The organism is Pseudomonas sp. NY15354 (genome assembly GCF_048068075.1).
Lineage (GTDB): Bacteria > Pseudomonadota > Gammaproteobacteria > Pseudomonadales > Pseudomonadaceae > Aquipseudomonas > Aquipseudomonas guariconensis_C.
The window spans coordinates 147,388-168,128 of the sequence record NZ_JBLUPV010000007.1 but is presented as its reverse complement, the minus strand read 5'-3'; the positions used below and the strand labels follow the sequence as shown (position 1 = coordinate 168,128).

Annotated in this window: 16 protein-coding genes; 9 read left to right on the top strand and 7 right to left on the bottom strand. The window is 62.0% G+C overall.

Annotation, left to right across the window (positions count from 1 at the left end; genetic code table 11):
* The first annotated feature begins 35 nt into the window (after positions 1 to 35).
* A complete protein-coding gene (zwf, locus tag ACNFCH_RS10060) occupies positions 36 to 1,478 on the top strand; it encodes a glucose-6-phosphate dehydrogenase (protein ID WP_337157689.1) in 1,443 nt (480 codons plus the stop codon).
* A 6-nt stretch (positions 1,479 to 1,484) separates the two neighbouring features.
* Here the strand turns inward: zwf and ACNFCH_RS10055 are convergent, their stop codons facing one another.
* Positions 1,485 to 4,361 carry a putative bifunctional diguanylate cyclase/phosphodiesterase gene (locus tag ACNFCH_RS10055; RefSeq protein WP_416742697.1) on the bottom strand — a complete coding sequence of 959 codons (2,877 nt, stop codon included), beginning with the start codon at positions 4,359 to 4,361 and terminating at the stop codon, positions 1,485 to 1,487.
* 240 nt (positions 4,362 to 4,601) lie between these two features.
* Here ACNFCH_RS10055 and uvrD point away from each other — a divergent pair, with 240 nt between their 5' ends.
* The 3 genes from uvrD (at position 4,602) to ACNFCH_RS10040 (ending at position 8,414) form a co-directional block, all read left to right on the top strand.
* Positions 4,602 to 6,785 carry a DNA helicase II gene (uvrD, locus tag ACNFCH_RS10050; protein WP_196165480.1) on the top strand — a complete coding sequence of 728 codons (2,184 nt, stop codon included), beginning with the start codon at positions 4,602 to 4,604 and terminating at the stop codon, positions 6,783 to 6,785.
* 263 nt (positions 6,786 to 7,048) lie between these two features.
* Positions 7,049 to 7,897 (top strand): Tim44 domain-containing protein, encoded by an 849-nt coding sequence (locus ACNFCH_RS10045; RefSeq protein WP_416742696.1) that lies wholly within the window; start codon positions 7,049 to 7,051, stop codon positions 7,895 to 7,897.
* 109 nt (positions 7,898 to 8,006) lie between these two features.
* Complete coding sequence (locus ACNFCH_RS10040) at positions 8,007 to 8,414, top strand: SMI1/KNR4 family protein (protein WP_337157693.1); 408 nt, start codon at positions 8,007 to 8,009, stop codon at positions 8,412 to 8,414.
* A gap of 172 nt (positions 8,415 to 8,586) precedes the next feature.
* Here ACNFCH_RS10040 and ACNFCH_RS10035 read toward each other — a convergent pair whose 3' ends face one another.
* Positions 8,587 to 10,347: a cation:proton antiporter gene (locus ACNFCH_RS10035; protein WP_337157694.1), complete on the bottom strand. Its 1,761-nt coding sequence runs from the start codon at positions 10,345 to 10,347 to the stop codon at positions 8,587 to 8,589.
* A 323-nt stretch (positions 10,348 to 10,670) separates the two neighbouring features.
* Here ACNFCH_RS10035 and ACNFCH_RS10030 point away from each other — a divergent pair, with 323 nt between their 5' ends.
* A complete protein-coding gene (locus ACNFCH_RS10030; RefSeq protein WP_070093427.1) occupies positions 10,671 to 11,156 on the top strand; it encodes an acyl-CoA thioesterase in 486 nt (161 codons plus the stop codon).
* Between the two features lie 44 nt (positions 11,157 to 11,200).
* Here ACNFCH_RS10030 and pdxY read toward each other — a convergent pair whose 3' ends face one another.
* The gene (gene pdxY, locus ACNFCH_RS10025) at positions 11,201 to 12,073 is read right to left on the bottom strand and encodes a pyridoxal kinase PdxY (protein WP_337157695.1); all 873 of its coding nucleotides are present in this window, start codon (positions 12,071 to 12,073) and stop codon (positions 11,201 to 11,203) included.
* 119 nt (positions 12,074 to 12,192) lie between these two features.
* On the opposite strand from pdxY, the gene ACNFCH_RS10020 reads away from it, so the two are divergent.
* Positions 12,193 to 12,585, top strand: coding sequence for a DUF3301 domain-containing protein (locus ACNFCH_RS10020; protein WP_337157715.1), 393 nt, complete (start codon positions 12,193 to 12,195; stop codon positions 12,583 to 12,585).
* Here the strand turns inward: ACNFCH_RS10020 and ACNFCH_RS10015 are convergent, their stop codons facing one another.
* A complete protein-coding gene (locus ACNFCH_RS10015; protein ID WP_337157696.1) occupies positions 12,586 to 13,557 on the bottom strand; it encodes a CobW family GTP-binding protein in 972 nt (323 codons plus the stop codon).
* Between the two features lie 76 nt (positions 13,558 to 13,633).
* Positions 13,634 to 14,839 (bottom strand): zinc metallochaperone GTPase ZigA, encoded by a 1,206-nt coding sequence (gene zigA, locus ACNFCH_RS10010; RefSeq protein WP_337157697.1) that lies wholly within the window; start codon positions 14,837 to 14,839, stop codon positions 13,634 to 13,636.
* Between the two features lie 111 nt (positions 14,840 to 14,950).
* Here zigA and folE2 point away from each other — a divergent pair, with 111 nt between their 5' ends.
* Positions 14,951 to 15,838, top strand: a complete 888-nt coding sequence (gene folE2, locus ACNFCH_RS10005) for a GTP cyclohydrolase FolE2 (protein ID WP_337157716.1) — start codon at positions 14,951 to 14,953, stop codon at positions 15,836 to 15,838.
* A gap of 4 nt (positions 15,839 to 15,842) precedes the next feature.
* On the opposite strand, the gene ACNFCH_RS10000 is transcribed toward folE2, so the two are convergent.
* On the bottom strand, positions 15,843 to 16,370 hold the full coding sequence (locus ACNFCH_RS10000) for a DUF3617 domain-containing protein (protein WP_043209997.1): 528 nt from the start codon (positions 16,368 to 16,370) through the stop codon (positions 15,843 to 15,845).
* A 127-nt stretch (positions 16,371 to 16,497) separates the two neighbouring features.
* Between ACNFCH_RS10000 and cls the strand changes: the two genes are divergently transcribed.
* Positions 16,498 to 17,937: a cardiolipin synthase gene (cls, locus tag ACNFCH_RS09995; RefSeq protein WP_337157698.1), complete on the top strand. Its 1,440-nt coding sequence runs from the start codon at positions 16,498 to 16,500 to the stop codon at positions 17,935 to 17,937.
* 1 nt (position 17,938) lies between these two features.
* Here the strand turns inward: cls and cfaB are convergent, their stop codons facing one another.
* Complete coding sequence (gene cfaB / locus ACNFCH_RS09990) at positions 17,939 to 19,123, bottom strand: C17 cyclopropane fatty acid synthase CfaB (RefSeq protein WP_337157699.1); 1,185 nt, start codon at positions 19,121 to 19,123, stop codon at positions 17,939 to 17,941.
* A gap of 211 nt (positions 19,124 to 19,334) precedes the next feature.
* On the opposite strand from cfaB, the gene lpdA reads away from it, so the two are divergent.
* Positions 19,335 to 20,735 (top strand): dihydrolipoyl dehydrogenase, encoded by a 1,401-nt coding sequence (lpdA, locus tag ACNFCH_RS09985; RefSeq protein ID WP_196165471.1) that lies wholly within the window; start codon positions 19,335 to 19,337, stop codon positions 20,733 to 20,735.
* Positions 20,736 to 20,741 lie beyond the last annotated feature (6 nt).

Here is a 20,741-nt window from a genome sequence, read left to right as displayed (position 1 = left end):
CCCGCCCAGCTAAACCAATGTGGAGAGTGGTGGTTTTGACTATTCCTTGCGACATCCTGGTCTTCGGCGGTACGGGCGATCTGGCCCTGCACAAGCTACTGCCGGCGCTCTACCACCTGTATCGCGAGGCCCGCCTGCACAATGCCGTGAGGATCATCGCCCTGGCGCGGCGCAACCTTCCCCGGGACGAATACCTCAAGCTCGCCGAACGCAACTGCCGGGCGCAGATCGCCCGCCAGGATTTCGACGAGGAGGTCTGGCGACGCTTCTGCGCGCGCCTGGACTACTTCGCCATGGATGCTTCGCAAAGTGCCGACTTCGTTCGCCTGGCACGCTTTCTGGGCGAGCCTGGAGGCTTGGCGCGCATCTACTACCTGGCGACCGCGCCCAACCTGTTCGTGCCCATCGCCAACCATCTGCGCATCGCAGGCCTGGCCGACAGCGAGGCGCGCATCGTGCTGGAAAAGCCCATCGGTCACTCCCTCGAGTCGGCCACAGCCATCAACGAGGCGATCGGCGCGGTGTTCGACGAGTCCCAGGTGTTTCGCATCGACCATTACCTGGGCAAGGAGACCGTGCAGAACCTCATGGCGCTGCGCTTTGCCAATGCCCTGCTGGAGCCGGTATGGCGCAATGGCCAGGTCGACCATGTGCAGATCAGCGTCTGCGAGACATTGGGCGTAGAAAACCGCGGCGCCTACTACGACCGTGCGGGCGCGACCCGCGACATGCTGCAGAACCACCTGCTGCAGCTGCTGTGCCTGGTGGCCATGGAGCCACCGGCGCAGTTCGAGGCCGAGGCGGTGCGTGACGAGAAAGTGAAGATTCTGCGTGCCCTCAAGCCGATCACCGGCCAGGACGTGCAGGACAAGACCGTGCGCGGGCAATATGGCGTCGGTCGGATCGGCGGCCAGGAAGTGCCGGCGTATTACTTCGAAAAGGACGTGGACAACGACAGCGACACCGAGACCTTCGTCGCGGTGCAGGCACAGATCGACAACTGGCGCTGGGCTGGCGTGCCCTTTTACCTGCGTACCGGAAAGCGCATGGCGCGACGCTCCTCGCAGATCGTCATCCAGTTCAAACCCGTGCCTCACGAGCTGTTCAGTGGCGGACAGGTCAATCAGTTGCTGATCCAGCTACAACCCGATGAACGCATCAGCCTGCGCATGATGACCAAGAGCCCGGGCAAAGGCATGCGCCTGGAGCCGGTGGAGCTGGACCTGAACCTGGCCCAGGTGTTCGGCCAGACCCGTCGCTGGGAAGCCTACGAACGGCTGCTGCTGGATGTGCTCGCGGGCGACTCGACGTTGTTCATGCGTCGCGACGAGGTCGAAGCCGCCTGGGCCTGGATCGACCCGATCCTGCAAGGCTGGGAGGAGCACTTCCAGGCGCCGCGCCCCTACCCCGCCGGCAGCAACGGCCCGGAGCAGGCCAATAGCCTGCTGGCCCACCAGGGCAGGCATTGGCATAGCTGAAAACGATCAGGTCATCAGAATGCTGGGGGATTGCTCCAGCAAGGCCTCGAACGCCTCTGCATCCAGCGGCCTGCTGATCAGATAACCCTGCGCTTCATCGCACCCATGGTCGTGCAGGAATGCCAGCTGCTCCTGGGTTTCCACCCCTTCGGCCACGACCTTCAGGCCCAGGCTCTTGGCCATGGCGATGATCGCGCGGATGATCGCCGCATCCTGACTGCCCTCCTGCAAGCCGCGAATGAACGCCTGGTCGATCTTCACGTAGTCCACCGGGAAGCGCTTGAGGTAGCTCAGCGAGGAGTAGCCTGTGCCGAAGTCATCGATCGCCAGCTTGACCCCCAGCTCATGCAGTTGCTGGAACGTCGAGATGATGTGTTCGACACTGTCGAGCAATTGGCTTTCGGTCAGCTCCAGCTCCAGCAATTGCGGCGCAAGCCCCGTCTCTGTCAGCACCTGGCGCACCAGGCTGACGATCTTGCCCTGGCGCAGTTGATAGCCTGAGAGATTCACCGACACCCGCACGCTCATGCCCTGGCGACGCCATTCACAGGCCTGCCAGCACGCTTCACGCAAGACGAACTCGCCCATCGGCCCGATCAACCCGGTCTCCTCGGCAAGGCCAATGAAGTCGCCTGGCGGCACCATCCCCCACTGCGGGTGCTGCCACCGCACCAGCGCTTCGGCGGCAAGCAAGCGGCCGCTGCGCAGGCACAGCTTGGGTTGGTAGTAGACCAGCAACTGGCCTTCATCGATGGCCTTGCGCAAGTGATTTTCCAGCTGCAGGCGCTCCAGGGTGCTGGCACGCAGGCTTTCGGTATAGAACTGGAAGTTATCGCCACCCAGGTGCTTGGCATGCTGCTTGGCCATGTCGGCCTGGCTGAGCAATGCATTGAGGTCGAAACTGGGGTCTGACAGCAAACTGATGCCGACCGAGGCGCTGATCACCAGCTCATGCCCGCCCAGACGCTGCGGGACGCGCAGTTTGTCGAGCAATCGGGTGGTCACCCGCACCAGGCTGGAAAGGTTGCTGTAGCCATCGAAGAGCACGACGAATTCATCGCCGGACAGACGTGCGACAGTGTCCGCCTCGGGCACCGCGTTGGCGATGCGCAGGGCCATCTTCTTCAACAGCTGATCGGCCAATTCGTGGCCAAGGCTCTCGTTGAGCAACTTGAAGCGGTCCAGATCGATGTGCAGCAACGCCAGGCTGCGCCCGTTCACCCGCACCCGCTGCCCGGCCTCGTGCAGGCGCAGACGGAACAAGGCCCGGTTGGCAAGGCCGGTGAGATCGTCGTAGTGGGCCAGATAGCGCAGCCGCTCCTCCGACTCCCGTCGGGCCGACAGGTCAGTGAAGAAGCCCACGATATTGCTGATGTTACCCCGCGCGTCACGCACGCCATTGAGCTGCAACCACTGGGGGTAGAGCTCGCCGTTGCGTCGTGCCTCGACCAGCTCGCCCTGCCAGCGCCCCTGGTGCTCCAGGGCCTGACTGATCGCCTGGCTGTGGCGCCGGGCGTCGCGGCTGCAGGGCAGCTCCAGGGCATTGCGCTGCAAGAGCTCTTCCCGGTCGAAGCCTGTGATCTGACAAAAAGCCTGGTTGACGGCCAGCAACTGGAAGCCCGCATCGAGGATCGCGATACCTTCACTGGCCGCTTCGAACACCGTCGCCGCCAGCCGCTGTTGTTCTTCCTGCTCCTTTTGCCCGGTGATGTCGCGCCGCGTGCCAAGCATGCGCAGGACACGGCCGTCGGCGGCATGCTCCACAGCCCGGCCACGGTCTTCGATCCAACGCCAATCCCCTTGGGTATGCCGGATGCGGTATTCGACCCGGTAATCCTCGGTGCGGCCCTTGAGGTGTTCGACCAGCGTTCTGCGCAGCAACGGCAGATCGTCCGGGTGCAGGCGCGGCTTGAGGTCAGCGCGTACCGAGCGGACCTGCTCGGGGTCCAGGCCGAACAACGCGTGCAGCTGCGTGTGGTGGACTTCGTCGGTGAGCAGGTTCCAATCCCACAGTCCCAGCTCACTGGCCTCCAGCGCCAGGGCCAAGCGCTGTTCGCTCTTGCCCAGGGCTTGGTTGGCCAGGTCCAGCTCATGACTGCGCTGAAGCACGCGTTGCTCCAGCCCAGCCTGGGCCTGGCGCAGTTGCTCTTCAGCGTGACGACGCTGACGCACTTCGACGAGCAACGCCTGGTTCAGTTGCTCGCCACGCTGCTGGGCGCTCTGCAGGTGTTCGATCAGTGCCTGGTTCTGGAAACGACGCAACAAGCTGCGCTCGATCAGACGGTTCACCTGCCAGGCCACCACCATCAATGCCCCCAGCAAAATCAGGCCGAGCCAGCCCCAGCCGCGCTGAGCGCCGGCGTCGAAGTAGAACAGGAACACAATCGGCGGCAGCAGACAGGGCAAGGCAAAACTGAGAAACGCCGACAGACTCACGGCATAGGCGACACTGGCCGACAACGCCGCCGCTCCCAGTAGCCCGAACACCCAGGCCTGCTGCACGAAGTCGTCCACCGGCACCAGGGCGATCGCCGCGCAGGCCAAGGTCAGGCCGCTGAAGGCCGAGCCGGACAGGAACATGTGCTGCCAGGACGCCTTGGCCTGACGTGCCGGCGTCGCCGCATCGAAGGCCGCGACCTGAATCACCCGCAGCGCCACCAGCGCCAGCAGCCAGGCCAGCCACACACTGACCAGCAAATAGCGCTCAGGACTCCACAGCAGCCAGGCGCACAGCAGGCCGTTGATCAGCATCAGCAGGGTGGGCAGCAATGAGCCCTGATAGAGAAGACGGGTGCGCTCGATGGAGAGCTGGGTCGCAAATTGCCTGCGCACACTCCTTGCCGTCTCCGGCGATGCTCCGATCGCCGCGAAATCCTGGGTCATAGGGTCGTGTTCTTGTTGTGTTTTTGTATTGGCAGACCGCAAAAGTGCAGGGAGCATACACAAGCCATGGCCTGGGCCAAACTGCTCTACGTCATCTTTTCAAAAATACCTGCGCTCATTTACCCAGACCGCTCAAGAACAAGCCTCTGCCCAGGCAGCCGATGAACGGCCTGGCACGACCCGCAAGATTTCTCCTGGGGCCGTTTGCCCCTGCCCCCTGCGCGGCCCTAGAATGGCCGGATGCGCAATGATGACCTCTCCCTCCTGCTGAACTCCCTCAACGATGCCCAACGCCAGGCCGTAGCGGCCCCGCTGGGGCGTCAATTGGTGCTTGCCGGCGCCGGCTCGGGCAAGACCCGCGTGCTGGTGCATCGTATCGCCTGGCTGATCCAGGTCGAACAGGCCTCCCCCCACTCGATCCTGTCGGTGACCTTCACCAACAAGGCCGCGGCGGAAATGCGCCAGCGGATCGAGCAATTGCTGGGCATCAATCCGGCCGGCATGTGGGTGGGGACCTTCCACGGCCTGGCTCACCGCCTGCTGCGCGCCCACTGGCAGGAAGCCCGGTTGGTGCAGAACTTCCAGATCCTGGACAGCGACGACCAGCAGCGCCTGATCAAGCGGGTGATCCGCGAGCTCGGCCTCGACGAGCAGCGCTGGCCGGCCCGCCAGGCCCAATGGTTCATCAATGGCCAGAAGGACGAAGGCCTGCGCCCACAACATATCCAGGCCGGTGGTGACCTGTTCCTGGGCACCATGCGCAGCATCTACGAGGCCTATGAACAGGCGTGTGAGCGCGCCGGCGTCATCGACTTCTCCGAATTGCTGCTGCGCGCCCTGGACCTGTGGCGCGACCACCCTGGCCTGCTCGAACACTACCAGCGGCGCTTCCGCCACCTGCTGGTGGACGAGTTCCAGGACACCAACGCCGTGCAGTACGCCTGGCTGCGCCTGCTCGCCGCTGGCGGCAGCAGCCTGATGGCGGTGGGCGACGATGACCAGTCGATCTACGGCTGGCGCGGCGCCAAGATCGAGAACATCCACCAGTACACCGCAGACTTCCCCGACGCCGAGCTGATTCGCCTGGAGCAAAACTACCGGTCAACCGGCGGCATCCTCAAGGCGGCCAACGCCCTGATCGCCAACAACAGCGGGCGCCTGGGCAAAGAGCTGTGGACCGACATGGGCGAAGGCGAGCCGCTGACCCTCTATGCCGCCTACAACGAGCATGACGAAGCGCGCTACGTGGTGGAAACCATCGAGAGCTTCATCAAGCAGGGCAATGCCCGCAGCGATGTGGCCATTTTGTATCGTTCCAACGCCCAGTCGCGGGTGCTCGAAGAAGCCCTGCTGCGCGAGCGCATTCCCTATCGGATCTATGGCGGCCAACGCTTCTTCGAGCGCGCCGAGATCAAGAACGCCATGGCCTACCTGCGCCTGCTCGAAGGGCGCGGCAACGATGCCGCCCTGGAGCGGGTGATCAACGTGCCGCCGCGCGGCATCGGCGAAAAGACCGTCGAGGCGATCCGCGAACATGCCCGGCACAGCCAGCTGTCGATGTGGGAAGCCATGTGTCAGCTGTTGGCGGCCAAGGCCCTCAAAGGCCGTGCCGCCAGCGCCCTGGGCGCTTTCATCGAGTTGATCGAGAATCTGGCGGCCAAGGTCTTGGAAATGCCCCTGCACCTGATGACCCAAACCGTCATCGAGCAGTCCGGTCTGATCCTCTATCACCAGGAAGAAAAAGGCGAAAAGGGCCAGGCAAGGGTAGAAAACCTCGAGGAATTGGTCAGCGCAGCGCGCAACTTCGAGACCAGCGAGGACGACGCCGACCTGTCCCCGCTCTCCGCCTTCCTGGGTCACGCCTCGCTGGAGGCTGGCGACGCCCAAGCCGACGAGCACGAGGACAGCATCCAGCTGATGACACTGCACAGTGCCAAGGGCCTGGAGTTCCCCTACGTGTTCCTGGTGGGCATGGAAGAAGGCCTGTTCCCCCACAAGATGAGCCTGGAAGAACCTGGCCGTCTCGAGGAAGAGCGTCGCTTGGCCTATGTGGGCATCACCCGGGCCATGCGCCAACTGATCATGACCTATGCCGAAACCCGCCGCCTATATGGCAGCGAGACCTACAACAAGGTGTCGCGTTTCGTAAGGGAAATTCCGGCAGGTCTGGTTCAGGAGGTGCGCCTGTCCAACTCGGTCAGCCGTCCCTTCGGCGGTAAGCAAAGCCAAGCGAGCAGCCTGTTCGCCAACGCCAGCATCCCACAGACCGCGTTCACCCTGGGCCAGCGCGTACAACACTCGGTGTTCGGCGAAGGTGTGATCCTCAACTTCGAAGGCTCCGGCGCCCAGGCACGGGTGCAGGTCAACTTCGACGAAGGCAGCAAATGGCTGATGCTGGGGTATGCCAAGCTGGAAGCGATCTGAGGCCCACAGGCGCTGGATCCCTCCGAGATCGAGTACAACCTGTTCAGAAATGGGGCCGCTGAGCGGCCTCTCGCAGGCTTCCACAGGTTCCGTGCCACCCTACCAGCCGACTCTTACAGATGTTGACGAATGGTCCCACACCCCAATCAGGCGTGTCTCAGACCACTCAGGCAAAAGCTGGAAACATTATGGCGCTGGTCATGTCTCCTACAACATGTGCAACATGACGCGCGTGCAATCCACCCACAGGGGATATCCCATCTATGCAACGTTTTCTTAGCATCGTACTGGCGCTGTGCGTCGGCCTGACGCTGAGCCTGGATGCCAACGCCAAGCGTTTCGGCGGCGGCAAGAGCTCGGGCTCCGCGCCTATCCACCAGACCCGCCAGGCTGCGCCAACCACCCCAGCCGCCGCGCCGACCGCTCCTGGCCGCGCACCGGCCGCCGCCAGCGGTGCTTCGCGCTGGCTGGGCCCTCTGGCCGGTATCGCCGCTGGCGGTCTGCTGGCCTCCATGTTCATGGGCGACGGCTTCCAGGGCATGCAGATCTTCGACTTCCTGATCATGGGCCTGATCGCCTTCCTGGTGTTCCGCTTCATCGCAGCTCGCCGCCGCCAGCAGCAGCCGCAGATGGCCGGCGCCAGCCATGCGCCGTACCAGCGTGAAACCCATGCCCAACCAGCCCAGCCGTCGGTCTTCGGTGGTGCTTCGGCAGCTGCCGCCGCCCCGGTCATCAATGCCCCGGCCTGGTTCAACGAGCAAAGCTTCCTGTCCGCTGCCCGCACCCACTTCATGTCGCTGCAGCAGCACTGGGATGCCAACGAAATGGACAAGATCGCCGAGTTCGTCACCCCGCAGATGCTCGACTTCCTCAAGCGTGAGCGTGCCGACCTGGGTGATGGCTTCCAGTCCACCTACATCGACAACCTCGATGTGCAGCTCGAAGGCGTCGACGACCGTGCCGACAAGACTGTCGCCACCCTGACCTTCCACGGTGTATCGAAGACCTCGCGCTTCGACCAGGGTGAAGCCTTCAGCGAAAGCTGGCACATGGAGCGTGCCCAGGGCGAAAACCAACCTTGGCTGCTCGCCGGTATCCGCCAGAACGGCTGATCCACCACGTTGTACAAAACCCCGGGCTTGCCCGGGGTTTTGCTTTTGGCAGAGTGGGCTACTAGGGTATAAACCGCAGCGTTGTCATCAAGGCCAGAGGATGTAAGCCGTGGAAGAAGTGATCGATCAGCTCCGTGAAGCCAATGAACCCGTACCGGTGCCGCTGGAATTGCCCGACGAGGACCTGTTGGTAGAGATCGAGGAAGAATTGCTGATCAACATGCCGTTCGGCCTGCGTGAATTCCTACTGACGGTCAGCGACGTGGTCTACGGTAGCCTGGAGCCGGTAACCGTCACCGATCCTCAGTCCCACACCTACCTGCCCGAAGTTGCTGCCAACGCCTGGGACGCCGGCGTGCCACGCGACCTGGTCCCGCTCTGCCAGGACGGCGACAACTACTACTGTGTCGAAGAAGACGGCACTGTGGTGCTGTGGGAGGCTGAGGAAGAAGCGATCAGCGAAGACAACTGGGAAACCGTCTGGCACTGGGTCCGGGACGTGTGGTTGGAAAGCTGAGTCTCCTGGCTGACAAACCGCCTGCCCCCCGGTGCAATAGGATTTTCTGCACCCATAGGTGGCTCATGGCCATCACTCAACGTAGAATCGCCAGGCGTTCTGCGCCTGGCGGCGGCGTTACCGTTCCATCCCCTCGGACTGCGACGTCGCCTTGCGCAGAGTGCGCAAGCCCTCAGTGGGACTGATCCCGGTTGTTTTCCAACGTCTCCAGCAAGGCGATCTGCATGCGGGTATGCACCCGAATGAACCATCGCCACAGCAAGGCCACCACCACCGCTGCAACGACCGCGATGACCAACAGCAACTCGTTGGTCGGCAGGATGCTTGCCGAAAGCGCCGACAGCAGCAGGAAGATCACCAGCAGCGACAGCAACGGAATCACCTCGGCAATCACCCGACGGACACGTTGAGTGTGCCGTCCAGCCATCTCCGGCTTCACGCCCATCTCCGCCAACAGCATCGATAGCGCCTTGAGCTTGCGGTAGGCCGCAATCAGGAAAGGCAGCGACAGCAACAGTGCAGCCCCCCATATCAACGCCTTCTGCTGGCTGACATCGCTGACCCATTCGCTCAACCAGTTGCCGATGCGCCCTGCAAAATAACCGCCGCTGAAGAAAATCGCGATAACCAGCGCCAGGTTAACCCCCACCTGCAGCAGGATGCGCCGGATCATCGCCGCGACCATCGCCCCCTCCCCATGGGGCTGGATGCTGCGCAGCCATTCCCCGTACAACGACAGCACCCGCGCCAGGCGCCCGGGCACCACTTTGCCGAGCTTGAGCGAGAGCGGATCGGCGGCGCGAATCAGATAGGGCGTCAGCAAGGTGGTGATGGCCGACACGGCCACCGCCACCGGATAGAGAAAGTCGCTGGTGACCTGCAAGGTCATCCCCAAGGCGGCGATGATGAAAGAAAACTCGCCGATCTGTGAAAGCCCCATGCCAACACGCAGTGAGGTGCGTCCGTCATTGCCGGCGATGAAGGCCCCCATGCCGCACGACAGCATCTTGCCCAGCACCACCGCCAGGGTGATCACCGCGATGGGCCAGGCGTAGTCGACCAGCACGCGCGGGTCGATCATCAGGCCGATCGCGACGAAGAAGATGGCGCTGAACAGGTCGCGTACCGGTTCGATCAGGCTTTCTATCTTCAGCAGTTGCCGGGATTCGGCCATGATCGCGCCGATCAGGAACGCGCCCAGGACCATGCTGTATTCGAGCTTGACCACCAGCAGGCAGAAGCCGAAGCAAAGCCCCAATACCGTGATGAGCAACATCTCGTTGCTTTCGAACTTCGCCACGTAGGCCAACAGCCGCGGGACCAGCAAAATGCCGATCACCAGGGCGACAATCATGAACAGTGACAGCTTGCCGACCGTGGAAAACACTTCGCCGGAGCTGACCGTTCCGCTGACGGCAATGCCCGACAGCAGTGCGATGATGCCGATGCCCAGGATGTCCTCGACGATCAGCACGCCGAAGATCAACTGGGCGAAGCGCTCGTTCTTCATTTTCAGGTCATTGAGCGCCTTGACGATGATGGTGGTCGAAGAGATGGCCAGGATCGCTCCCAGGAACAGCGAGTCCATGGTGTTCCAGCCAAACCAGCGGCCAATCTCGAAGCCGATCCAGATCATCAGGACGATTTCCAGGAAAGCCGCGATGAACGCCGTGGCGCCGACCTTGAACAACTTGCGCAGGCTGAACTCCAGGCCCAGGCAGAACATCAGGAAGATCACCCCAAGCTCAGCCAGGGTCTTGATGGTGTCTTCGTCATGGATCAGGCCAAAGGGCGGTGTATGCGGCCCAATGATGAAACCCGCAACGATGTAGCCCAGCACCACCGGCTGCTTGAATCGGTGGAAAAGAATGGTGACTACCCCGGCGACCAGCATGATCACGGCCAGATCCTGGATGAAACTGATGGCATGCATGGCGAGGTACTCCTTTTCTCGTTGCCCGGGCAGACCGCTCCTCTGCCAAGGCAAACCCGAGCGAGCAGCACGTACATACTGTGTTCAAAGCAGGAAAGCCCATGTTGCATGGGCTTGCTCAGGTTAACATCGCGCCTTTGCGTGAATAGCCGATGCAATATGCAGAAACAGATCGGCGATTTTGCTGCCATTGATGGCACGATCCGCGTGACGACAGCGCGTCAGGCGACGTCCCGTACCAGGATGGGAAACCATATGAGGGGGAAATAGAAGTGTCCGCAGATACCCGCCCCGTTTCAGCGCAACCAACCCGTGAGCACACTATGGAACCTGGAAACGCCCAGCTGACGATGACCGTCCTGATGACCCCGGACATGGCCAATTTTTCCGGCAACGTCCATGGCGGCACCCTGCTCAAGTACCTCGACGAGGTCGCCTATGCCTGCGCCAGCCGCTATGCCGGTAGCTATGTGGTCACCCTGTCGGTGGACCAGGTGATCTTCCGCGAGCCTGTGCATGTGGGCGAATTGGTGACCTTCCTCGCCTCGGTCAACTACACCGGCAATACGTCCATGGAAGTGGGCATCAAGGTCGTGACCGAAAACATCCGCGAGCGCTCCGTACGACACTCCAACAGCTGTTTCTTCACCATGGTCGCGGTCGACGACAACCGCCGCCCGGTGCAGGTCCCGCCACGCCAGCCCCAGAGCAGCGAAGAGAAGCGCCGTTTCCTGCAGGGGCAGCAGCGTCGGCAGATCCGTCAGGAACTGGAACAGCGCTACCAGAACCTCAAGACCGATTCGATTTAAACACCGAGCGACCGACAGGGCTGCGCAACAGCCCTTTCAAGGTACTAGCCCGCCAACCGCTGCGCCTCGAAGCGCACGCGCGGGTGGGCGATGCGATCCTGTGCCCTGATCGGTTGCAGTTCATAACTGGCACAGGCCTGGGTCTCCAGCAACACCTCGTGCACTGCCGCGGCGGTGAACTCGAATGCCTGGACCCAGCTATCACCCAGCAGCACCCGGGCCAGGAACAGGCCGGAAGTCAGGTCACCGACCCCTACCGGCTGACGCGGGAAGGCCAGCAACGGGCGGCGCAGATGCCAGCTCTGCTCCCGGGTCACCAGCAGCATCTCGAAAGCATCCTCGGCGCGCCCTGGATAGGACAGGTGCTTGACCAGTACCACCTGGGGACCGCGCTCGAGCAGGCCACGCGCCATGGCCACGCAATCGTCCAGGGACTCCGCCCGACGACCACAGAAACTGTCCAGCTCGAGCTGATTGGGGCACAGGATATCCGCCACCGACGCCGCTTCCTCCAAGAGGAATTCGCTGACTTCGACCGGCACGATGCAGCCCTTTTCCGCATGCCCCATGACTGGATCGCACAGATACAACGCCTTGGGATTCACCGCCTTGATCCGCTGGACCCCCGCCAGGATCGCCCGGCCCTGTTCGGCGCTGCCCAGGTAACCGGAAAGCACGGCGTCACAATGGCCCAGCTCACCGATGTTGGAAATGCCTTCCACCAATGCAGGAATTTGCGCCGGAGCAAGCACTTCGCCGGCCCACTGTCCATACTGGGTATGGTTGGAGAACTGCACAGTGTTCAGCGGCCAGACATTGACCCCGACCCGCTGCATGGGAAACACCGCAGCGCTGTTTCCGGCGTGGCCGAAGACCACGTGGGATTGGATAGCAAGCAGATGCGGCGTACGTTTCATGCGGAAAATCCCAAAGCTGTTTCAATAAGTGTGCGCCGCGCAGTATGAACCCGTTTGCCACCTGTACGACAGGCCAGGGACACAGTTAAGCTGGATCTACCGTTTTGGAGCATATGCAAATGTTGACCCTGGAGAACCTCTTCGTCCTGATGGTGGTGGCAACCGCCGGTGCCTGGTTGTGGCACAACCATGGGCTGCGCGAAAAGGCCCTTGAGCGGGTCAAGCAGCATTGCACCAAGCTTGATCTTGCACTGCTCGACGACAACGTCGCGCTCAAGCGCATTGCCTTCGTGCGCGACGCCAATGGGCGCAAGCGCCTGGCGCGGGTGTATGGGTTCGAGTTCACCGTGACCGGCGAGCAACGCCACCCGGGGACGGTGACGCAGTTCGGTGCCCACACCATGCAGATCGAACTGGCGCCCTACCCGTTCGAAATCAAGGTGCCGCCAAAAGCGGACAACGTCATCGAGATGCAGCAGTGGCGCCAGGAGCACAACCGCTGGCGCAACTGATCAATCCTCCAGGCGGCAGGCGACCAAGGCAGCCTGTAGGGTGTCCACAGGCTGCGGCTGATCGAAGATCAATTCAAGACGTGAATCCTTGCGCCATTCGCTCGGCTGCCAGACCAACGCCTCGCCTTCCAGAGCATTGAAGGACTGCCAGCCACCCTCACTGTGGATAACCCCTTTTGCCCGGCGCCATGGCCAGCTTTGAAGCCTTTCCAGCAACCGCATTGCGTCGAAACGTTGCGAGGGGTGCCAGCGCCAGCCAACGCTCCAGCCACCTTCGCCTTGCTGGGCGAGGCAGATCGGCTGCCGAGGATCTGTCCACAGGGCGCCAGCGGGGTTCGCTGGCGACTCTCGCGGCAGGTTGTCCACAGCCTCGAGCAGGGTTGCGCGAGTTGTGACGGGCAACTGGTCGACCGACACACGCCCCTGATCTGTCCACAGGTGCGCCACGGCAGGGAACTGTGCGGTTATCAACAAGCGCTGTGCTTCATCCACAGCCCCGGATTTGTTGAAGACAACCAGCGCCGCCGCAGGCAACGCCTGCTGTTGCGCGTCGGGCAACGCCTCGCCACGGGCCAGGGCCTGGGCGTCCAGCACCATCACCAACGGTTGCACGGTTAGCACGCCCAGCCAGGGCGCCTGGCCAAGTTGGGCCAGCAATGACTGGGGATGGCCCAGACCGGACGGCTCGATGAACACCCGATCAGGCCGCACTTTGCGCAACAAGCGGCCCAGACCGACCTGGAACGGCATGCCGTTGACGCAGCACAGGCAGCCCCCGGCCACTTCCCCAATGGCGATGCCATCCTCGTCGCGGCTGAGCAACGCCGCATCCAGGCCAATCTGGCCGAACTCGTTGATCAGGACCGCCCAGCGCTCACCTGGCGGGCGCTGGGCCAGCAACTGACGAATCAGGCTGGTCTTGCCGGCGCCCAGTGGGCCTGCGATCACGTGAGTCGGGATGTTCTGGAGCATGGGCCACACCTTGGAAATGGCCTCCAACTATGCGCCCTCGTATCCACCCGTCAAGGTGCGAATGTTATCCACAGCCTCACGCCACCTCTTCGTACCAAGGCCCGAACGGATCGGGAAGACGCAGCCAAGCCATCTCGCCCTGTGCCCATTCCTCGTCGTTCAGCAGGCATGCATCCAGCTCTGTGGATAACTGCGCGAAATCGATGTTCTGCCCAATGAACACCAGTTCCTGCCGGCAATCGCCGCTCTCCTGTGTCCAGTGGCTGAGAATTGCCTGAGTGCTCTCGGCATCTTGCGGCCACTGCTCCTGCGGTACGAAACGCCACCAGCGGCCGGCGAAGCCATAGCGCATCATGCCGCCCGCCTGGGACCAGCTTCCGGCGTCCTGAAACTTGCTGGCCAGCCAGAAAAACCCCTTCGAACGCAGCAACCTGCCATTGCTCCAGGACTTGTGGATAAAATCGTGGAAGCGCTGCGGATGCAGGGGGCGACGGGCCTGCCATGTCACTGCGGTGATCCCATATTCCTCCGTTTCCGGCACGTGCTCGCCGCGCATTTCCTGCAACCAGCCCGGCGCCTGGGCAGCTTGCTCGAAGTCGAAAAGGCCGGTATTGAGAATGCGCGCCAGCGGCACCTGGCCCATGACCATCGGCACGATGTGCGCCCGCGGGTTAAGGCTGCGCAGGATGGCCGTCAGTTCATCTCGATCATGCTGGCTGACCAGGTCGATCTTGCTCAGCAGCAATACGTCGGCGAACTCCACTTGCTCGATCAACAGATCGGTGATGGACCGCTCGTCCTCTTCGCCCAAGGACTCACCCCGGCTGGCCAGGCTGTCGGCGGCCTGGTAGTCACGGAGAAAATTGAGCGCATCGACTACCGTCACCATGGTGTCAAGACGCGCCATGTCCGACAGGCTGCGGCCCTGCTCGTCACGGAAGGTGAACGTCTCGGCCACCGGCAAGGGTTCGGAAATACCCGTGGACTCTATCAGCAGATAATCGAAGCGCCCATCGCGTGCCAGCCGCGCGACTTCCTCGAGCAGGTCCTCTCGGAGCGTGCAGCAGATACAGCCGTTGCTCATCTCCACCAGCTTTTCTTCTGCTCGATTGAGGCTGACGTTGCGCTGCACTTCACTCGCATCGATGTTGATGTCGCTCATGTCGTTGACGATCACAGCGACGCGCAGGTCTTCGCGATTACGCAGGACGTAATTGAGCAACGTGCTCTTTCCGGCTCCCAGGAAGCCGGAAAGCACGGTGACAGGTAAACGGTTGGGCATGGTCGATCCTCGGCAGGCAAACGCATTCGAAACGATGCATTGCGCATCGTTATAATATAACAATACAATTTCGCCAAGCCGCGTTTGTCGACCCTTCCCCGAGAATCCATGATGACCAGCCTGACGCTTCCTGACATTGCTACCCAGTCCCATCCGCACGCCATCCACTTGGACTGGGTTGGCATGTGCGGCCTCGCAGTGCCATTGCGATTGGAAGGGCGCACCGTCCGTGCGCAAGCCGATGCTGGCGTCAATCTCGAGGCGGCCTCCGCACGCGGAATCCACATGTCGCGGCTGTACCTGGCATTGGAAACGATGGAAAACACGGAGCTCAGCCCACTGCTGCTACGACAGTTGCTGATGCGTTTCCTCGATACTCATGGCGGGCTCTCTTCAGCGGCACAGGTAAGTTTCCGCTTCGAGCATCTGCTGAAAAGGCCTGCGCTAGTCAGCCCTTTGGCCGGCTGGAAAAGCTATCCCGTCACCTTGGATGCAAAGCTCGAACGTGAAATGTTCCACGTGGAACTTTCCGTAGCGGTCCCCTACTCCTCGACCTGCCCGTGCTCCGCCGCGCTAGCCCGACAGTTGATTCAGCAGCAGTTCCTCAAGGATTTTCCAGAGCAGGTGCCCGATCAATCAACCCTGTTGGAATGGCTCGGCAGCAGCCAGGGTATCGTCGCCACGCCGCATAGTCAGCGCAGCCATGCCCACGTTCAGGTGCGACTACAAGACAATCTGCAACACTTACCGATCACCGAACTTATCGACAACATGGAGAGTGCCTTGGGAACGGCGGTGCAAACAGCAGTGAAGCGCGCAGACGAACAGGCGTTCGCCCTGGCCAATGGACAGAATCTGATGTTCTGTGAGGACGCCGCCAGGCGCCTTCATCAGGCGCTGCGGGAGGTGGAATGGGTAGAAGGATTCAGCCTGCGCGTGGAACATGCAGAAAGTCTGCATGCCCACGATGCAGTGGCAATCAGTCGCTATCGGTTATGACACCTCAACTGCGAGGCTTTACCGAACCGCAGTCATTGCCCAACCAGACCGCCTTGGTGTTCATGCTGCCCTGTTGCTGAACCCCTGAGGCGTTGAACGTGCCGCTGACCTGGGTATGAAACTCACGGTCACTGAGGAAGGTCGCCTGGCCAGTGCCCTGGGCACGAGGGCAGCTGAACTGGAACTTCCACACATTGCCGGTGCGGTCGGTGATTTTCTGCGTACAGCCGGACTGAGGGTCCTGCAGCGGAATATCATTGGTCCGGACCTGCTCCGGAGTCAGGCAGGAGCGCACACCCTTGCCTCCCACGGTGATGCCCTGCTTGGCCAGCATGCCTTCCATCATGGCGCGTTGCTCAGGCGGCAGGTTCTTCAATTGCCCGAGCATGAACTCCATGTCCGGTAATGGCTTGCCATCGACCTGCATGTTGCTGGTGGTCAGCTCCCACAAGCCCGGTTGCAGCATCTGCGCATGTACCAATGGTGCGCTCAGGCCCAATGCCAGCGCCAGCAGTGGCAGACGAATCTTCATGGATAAATGCTCCTCGATATACCGGCTACCGGCCGGTTGAGCCTTAGACGCTATTTCCGCTTCCGGGTTGCAAGGCGGGTCATGAACATGCTCTGTTATCGCCAGGCTCTCAGCAAGCAGGATGCATATGGATTACCACAGCCCCTACTTCTTCGGCTATGTGCTCGGTCTGATTCATCTATTGGGCATCATTGCCGCATTGCATGCGGTGTTCACCGTACGTACTGCCCAAGGGGCCATCGCCTGGGCGATGTCCTTGATCTTCATCCCCTACTTCACACTCATCCCCTACCTGATCTTCGGCGCTCGCTCCTTCTATGCCTATATCCAGGCCAGGCGCCAGGCCAACCAGGAAATGCACGTGGCCATGGCCAACCTCAACTGGCGCCCCTGGGTCGAAGAGGCACTGACAGCGAGGGAATCAGAGAGCTATGCCGCCCTGCGAGCCATGCCGAAACTGGGGCGCATGCCCTGCTTGGCCAACAACGAAGTGAAGTTGCTGATCAATGGCCAGGCCACCTTCGACGCCATCTTCGCGGCGATCGCCGATGCCCGTCAGGCCGTGCTGGTGCAGTTCTTCATCATCCATGACGACGACATCGGCAAGAAACTGCAGCAACTGCTGCTGCGCAAGGCAGCGGAGGGGGTGCAGGTCTTCGTGCTGTATGACCGGGTGGGTAGCCATGCGCTGCCCGCCAGTTACAGCCAGACCCTGCGCGAAGGTGGTGTGCAGATCCATGCCTTTGCCACACGCCGTGGATGGTTCAACCGCTTCCAGGTGAACTTCCGCAACCACCGCAAGATCGTCGTGGTCGATGGACTGCTGGGTTTTCTAGGCGGGCACAACGTGGGGGACGAGTACCTCGGTGGCCACCCTCGCCTGTCGCCTTGGCGCGACACCCATGTCCAGGTCAGCGGCCCGGTGCTTGCCTGCTTGCAGGAATCGTTCGCCGAAGACTGGTACTGGGCCACCCGCCAACTGCCGCCGTTGATCCTGCCCGACACCTATCCGGACAACGGCGTGCTTTGCCAGGCATTGGCCAGCGGCCCGGCAGATCCTCAGGAAACCTGCGCGCTGTTCTTCCTGGAAGCCATCCATTCCGCCACGCAGCGCGTGTGGATCACCAGCCCGTATTTCATTCCCGATGAGGCGATCTTCGCCGCCCTGCGCCTGGCGGTGTTGCGCGGCGTCGATGTGCGAATTCTCATTCCTTCGCGGCCGGACCACCGCATCGTCTATGCCGCGTCCAGTCTGTTCGCCTTCGAAGCGGTACGGGCCGGGGTGAGGATGTTCCGCTATCAGCCAGGGTTCCTGCACCAGAAGGTGGTGCTGGTGGATGACGAGGTGAGTGCGATCGGCAGTGCCAACTTGGACAACCGTTCGTTCCGCCTGAACTTCGAGATCACCTTGCTGACTGTCGACCGGACCTTCGCCGACCACGTCGAGTCGATGCTGCTCGACGACTTTGCCCAAGCCCGGGAGATCACTGCCGAGGACAGCCGCGACACGCATCGCCTGCAACAACTCGGGATGCGTATCGCCCGGCTGATATCCCCGATCCTTTGAGTCAGCGGTAGAGGTCCTCGCGGGTCCAGGGCAGGTCATGGTGCCCATCGGCGTAGGGCTTCACCGCCAGGATCTGGTGCAAGTTGATCCACCCCTTGGAGAAGGCATAGGCGCACCCGGCCAGGTACAGGCGCCAGATGCGCAGGGTTTTCTCCGGCACCAGCGTGGCGGCCTTGTGCAGCTGGTTCTCGAGATTTTCGCTCCAGTGATTGAGCGTCTTGGCGTAGTGCAGGCGTAGGCTTTCGACGTCCACCACCTCCAACCCTGCTTCACAGATGCTCGCCGTGATCATCGACAGGTGGGGCAGTTCGCCATGGGGGAAAACATAGCGGTCGATGAAGTCGCCCGCACCTCGCCCGACCGGACGGCCATCGACATGCCTGGCCGTGATGCCGTGGTTCATCACCAAGCCGCCTTCACGCACTGCACCGAACAGCTTCTGGCAATACAGCGCCAGATTGGCATGGCCAACGTGCTCGAACATACCGACACTCACGACCTTGTCGAAGCGGCCATCCTGAGGCAGGTCGCGGTAATCCAGAATCCGCAGTTCGACCTGATCGGTCAGCCCCTCGTCCTTGACCCGCTCGCGGCCCAACTTGAGCTGCTCCTTGCTCAGGGTGATGCCGAACACCTTGGCGCCATACTCACGCGCGGCGAAACGCGCCAAACCACCCCAGCCGCAGCCCACATCCAGCAAGTAATCCCCGGCCTGCAGGCGCAGCTTGCGGCACAGGTGATCGAACTTGTTCTGCTGGGCTTCGTCGAGGGTGTTGTCCGGTTCGCGGAAGTAGCCGCAGGAATAGGCCATGTCCTGGTCAAGCCACAGCTGGTAGAACTCGTTGGACAGGTCGTAGTGGTAGGAAATGGCTTCGGCGTCCGTGGCTTTGTCATGCGAAATTCGCTCTGGCGATACTTCATCGTCGTCCTCGACCAAGGCTTCGCTGAGCTCGTCGCAGACGCGGATGACTTCCCCGATATCGCCTTCCAGGTCCAGCTTGCCTTCGACAAAAGCGACACCCAGTTCATCCAGGCTCGGATGGGTCAGCTGGCTGATCAGCTGCGGCTCCTTGACCAGGATGGTGACCTGCGGGCTCGGCCCCAGATCGAACTGGTTGCCATCCCACAGCTTCAGACGCAAAGGCAAGTGCAGGCTCTGCAACGCAGGTGGAAGTTGCGCAAGCATGAATGTCCCTCCCTTCAGGTGTTCCGGACGCCTCATCTCATATTTGGGACGTCACCGGGGCAAGGGTAGTTCATTCACCAGAAGTTTCCGTTTATCAAGACCATGGTCTAGAGCTATTCAGTACGAATTGCACTCAAGATTGTATACAACCTTGATTTCGCAGACTAATCTTGTGCCCCTCTTGCGCTTCTTCACTCCTGGAGTAAAACCCATGAAATCCTATGATGTGGTGATCATCGGCGGTGGCCCCGGCGGCTACAACGCAGCGATCCGCGCCGGCCAGCTGGGCATGAGCGTCGCCTGCGTCGAAGGCCGCTCGACCCTCGGCGGTACCTGCCTGAACGTTGGGTGCATGCCATCCAAAGCCTTGCTGCACGCCTCGGAGCTCTACGAGGCTGCCAGCGGCGAGGAATTCGCCCATCTGGGTATCGAGGTCAAGCCAACGCTGAATCTGGCCCAGATGATGAAGCAGAAGGACGAAAGCGTGACCGGCCTGACCAAGGGCATCGAGTACCTGTTCCGCAAGAACAAGGTCGACTGGGTCAAGGGTTGGGGCCGTCTCGACGGCGTGGGCAAGGTGATCGTCAAGGCCGAGGACGGCAGCGAGACCACCCTGCAAGCCAAGGACATCGTCATCGCCACCGGTTCCGAGCCGACGCCGCTGCCCGGCGTGACCATCGACAACAAGCGCATCATCGACTCCACTGGCGCCCTGTCCCTGCCCCAGGTGCCCAAGCATCTGGTGGTGATCGGCGCTGGCGTGATCGGCCTGGAACTGGGCTCGGTCTGGCGTCGTCTGGGCGCCGAGGTCACTGTGATCGAGTACCTCGACCGCATCTGCCCTGGCACCGACGAAGAAACTGCCAAGACCCTGCAGAAGGCCCTGGCCAAGCAAGGCATGACCTTCAAGCTCGGCAGCAAGGTGACCCAAGCCACGCCGTCCGCCGACAGCGTCAGCCTGACCCTCGAGCCTGCCGCCGGTGGTGCTGCCGAGACCCTGCAAGCCGACTACGTGCTGGTAGCGATCGGCCGTCGCCCCTATACCCAAGGCCTGAACCTGGAAAGCGCAGGCCTTGCCACCGACAAGCGCGGCATGTTGGCCAACGACCACCATCGCTCCTCGGTGCCCGGCATCTGGGTGATCGGCGACGTCACCTCCGGTCCGATGCTGGCGCACAAGGCCGAAGACGAAGCGGTATCGTGCATCGAGCGCATCGCTGGCAAGGCCCACGAGGTCAACTACAACCTGATCCCGGGCGTCATCTATACCCGTCCGGAGCTGGCCAGCGTCGGCAAGACCGAGGAGCAGCTCAAGGCCGAGGGCCGCGCCTACAAGGTCGGCAAGTTCCCCTTCACCGCCAACAGCCGCGCCAAGATCAACCACGAGACCGAAGGCTTCGCCAAGGTCATCGCCGATGCCAATACCGATGAAGTGCTCGGCGTGCACCTGGTCGGGCCAAGCGTGAGCGAGATGATCGGCGAGTTCTGCGTGGCCATGGAGTTCTCGGCCTCGGCCGAAGACATCGCCCTCACCTGCCACCCGCACCCGACCCGCTCCGAGGCCTTGCGCCAGGCGGCAATGAACGTCGACGGGATGGCGATGCAGATCTGACGACAA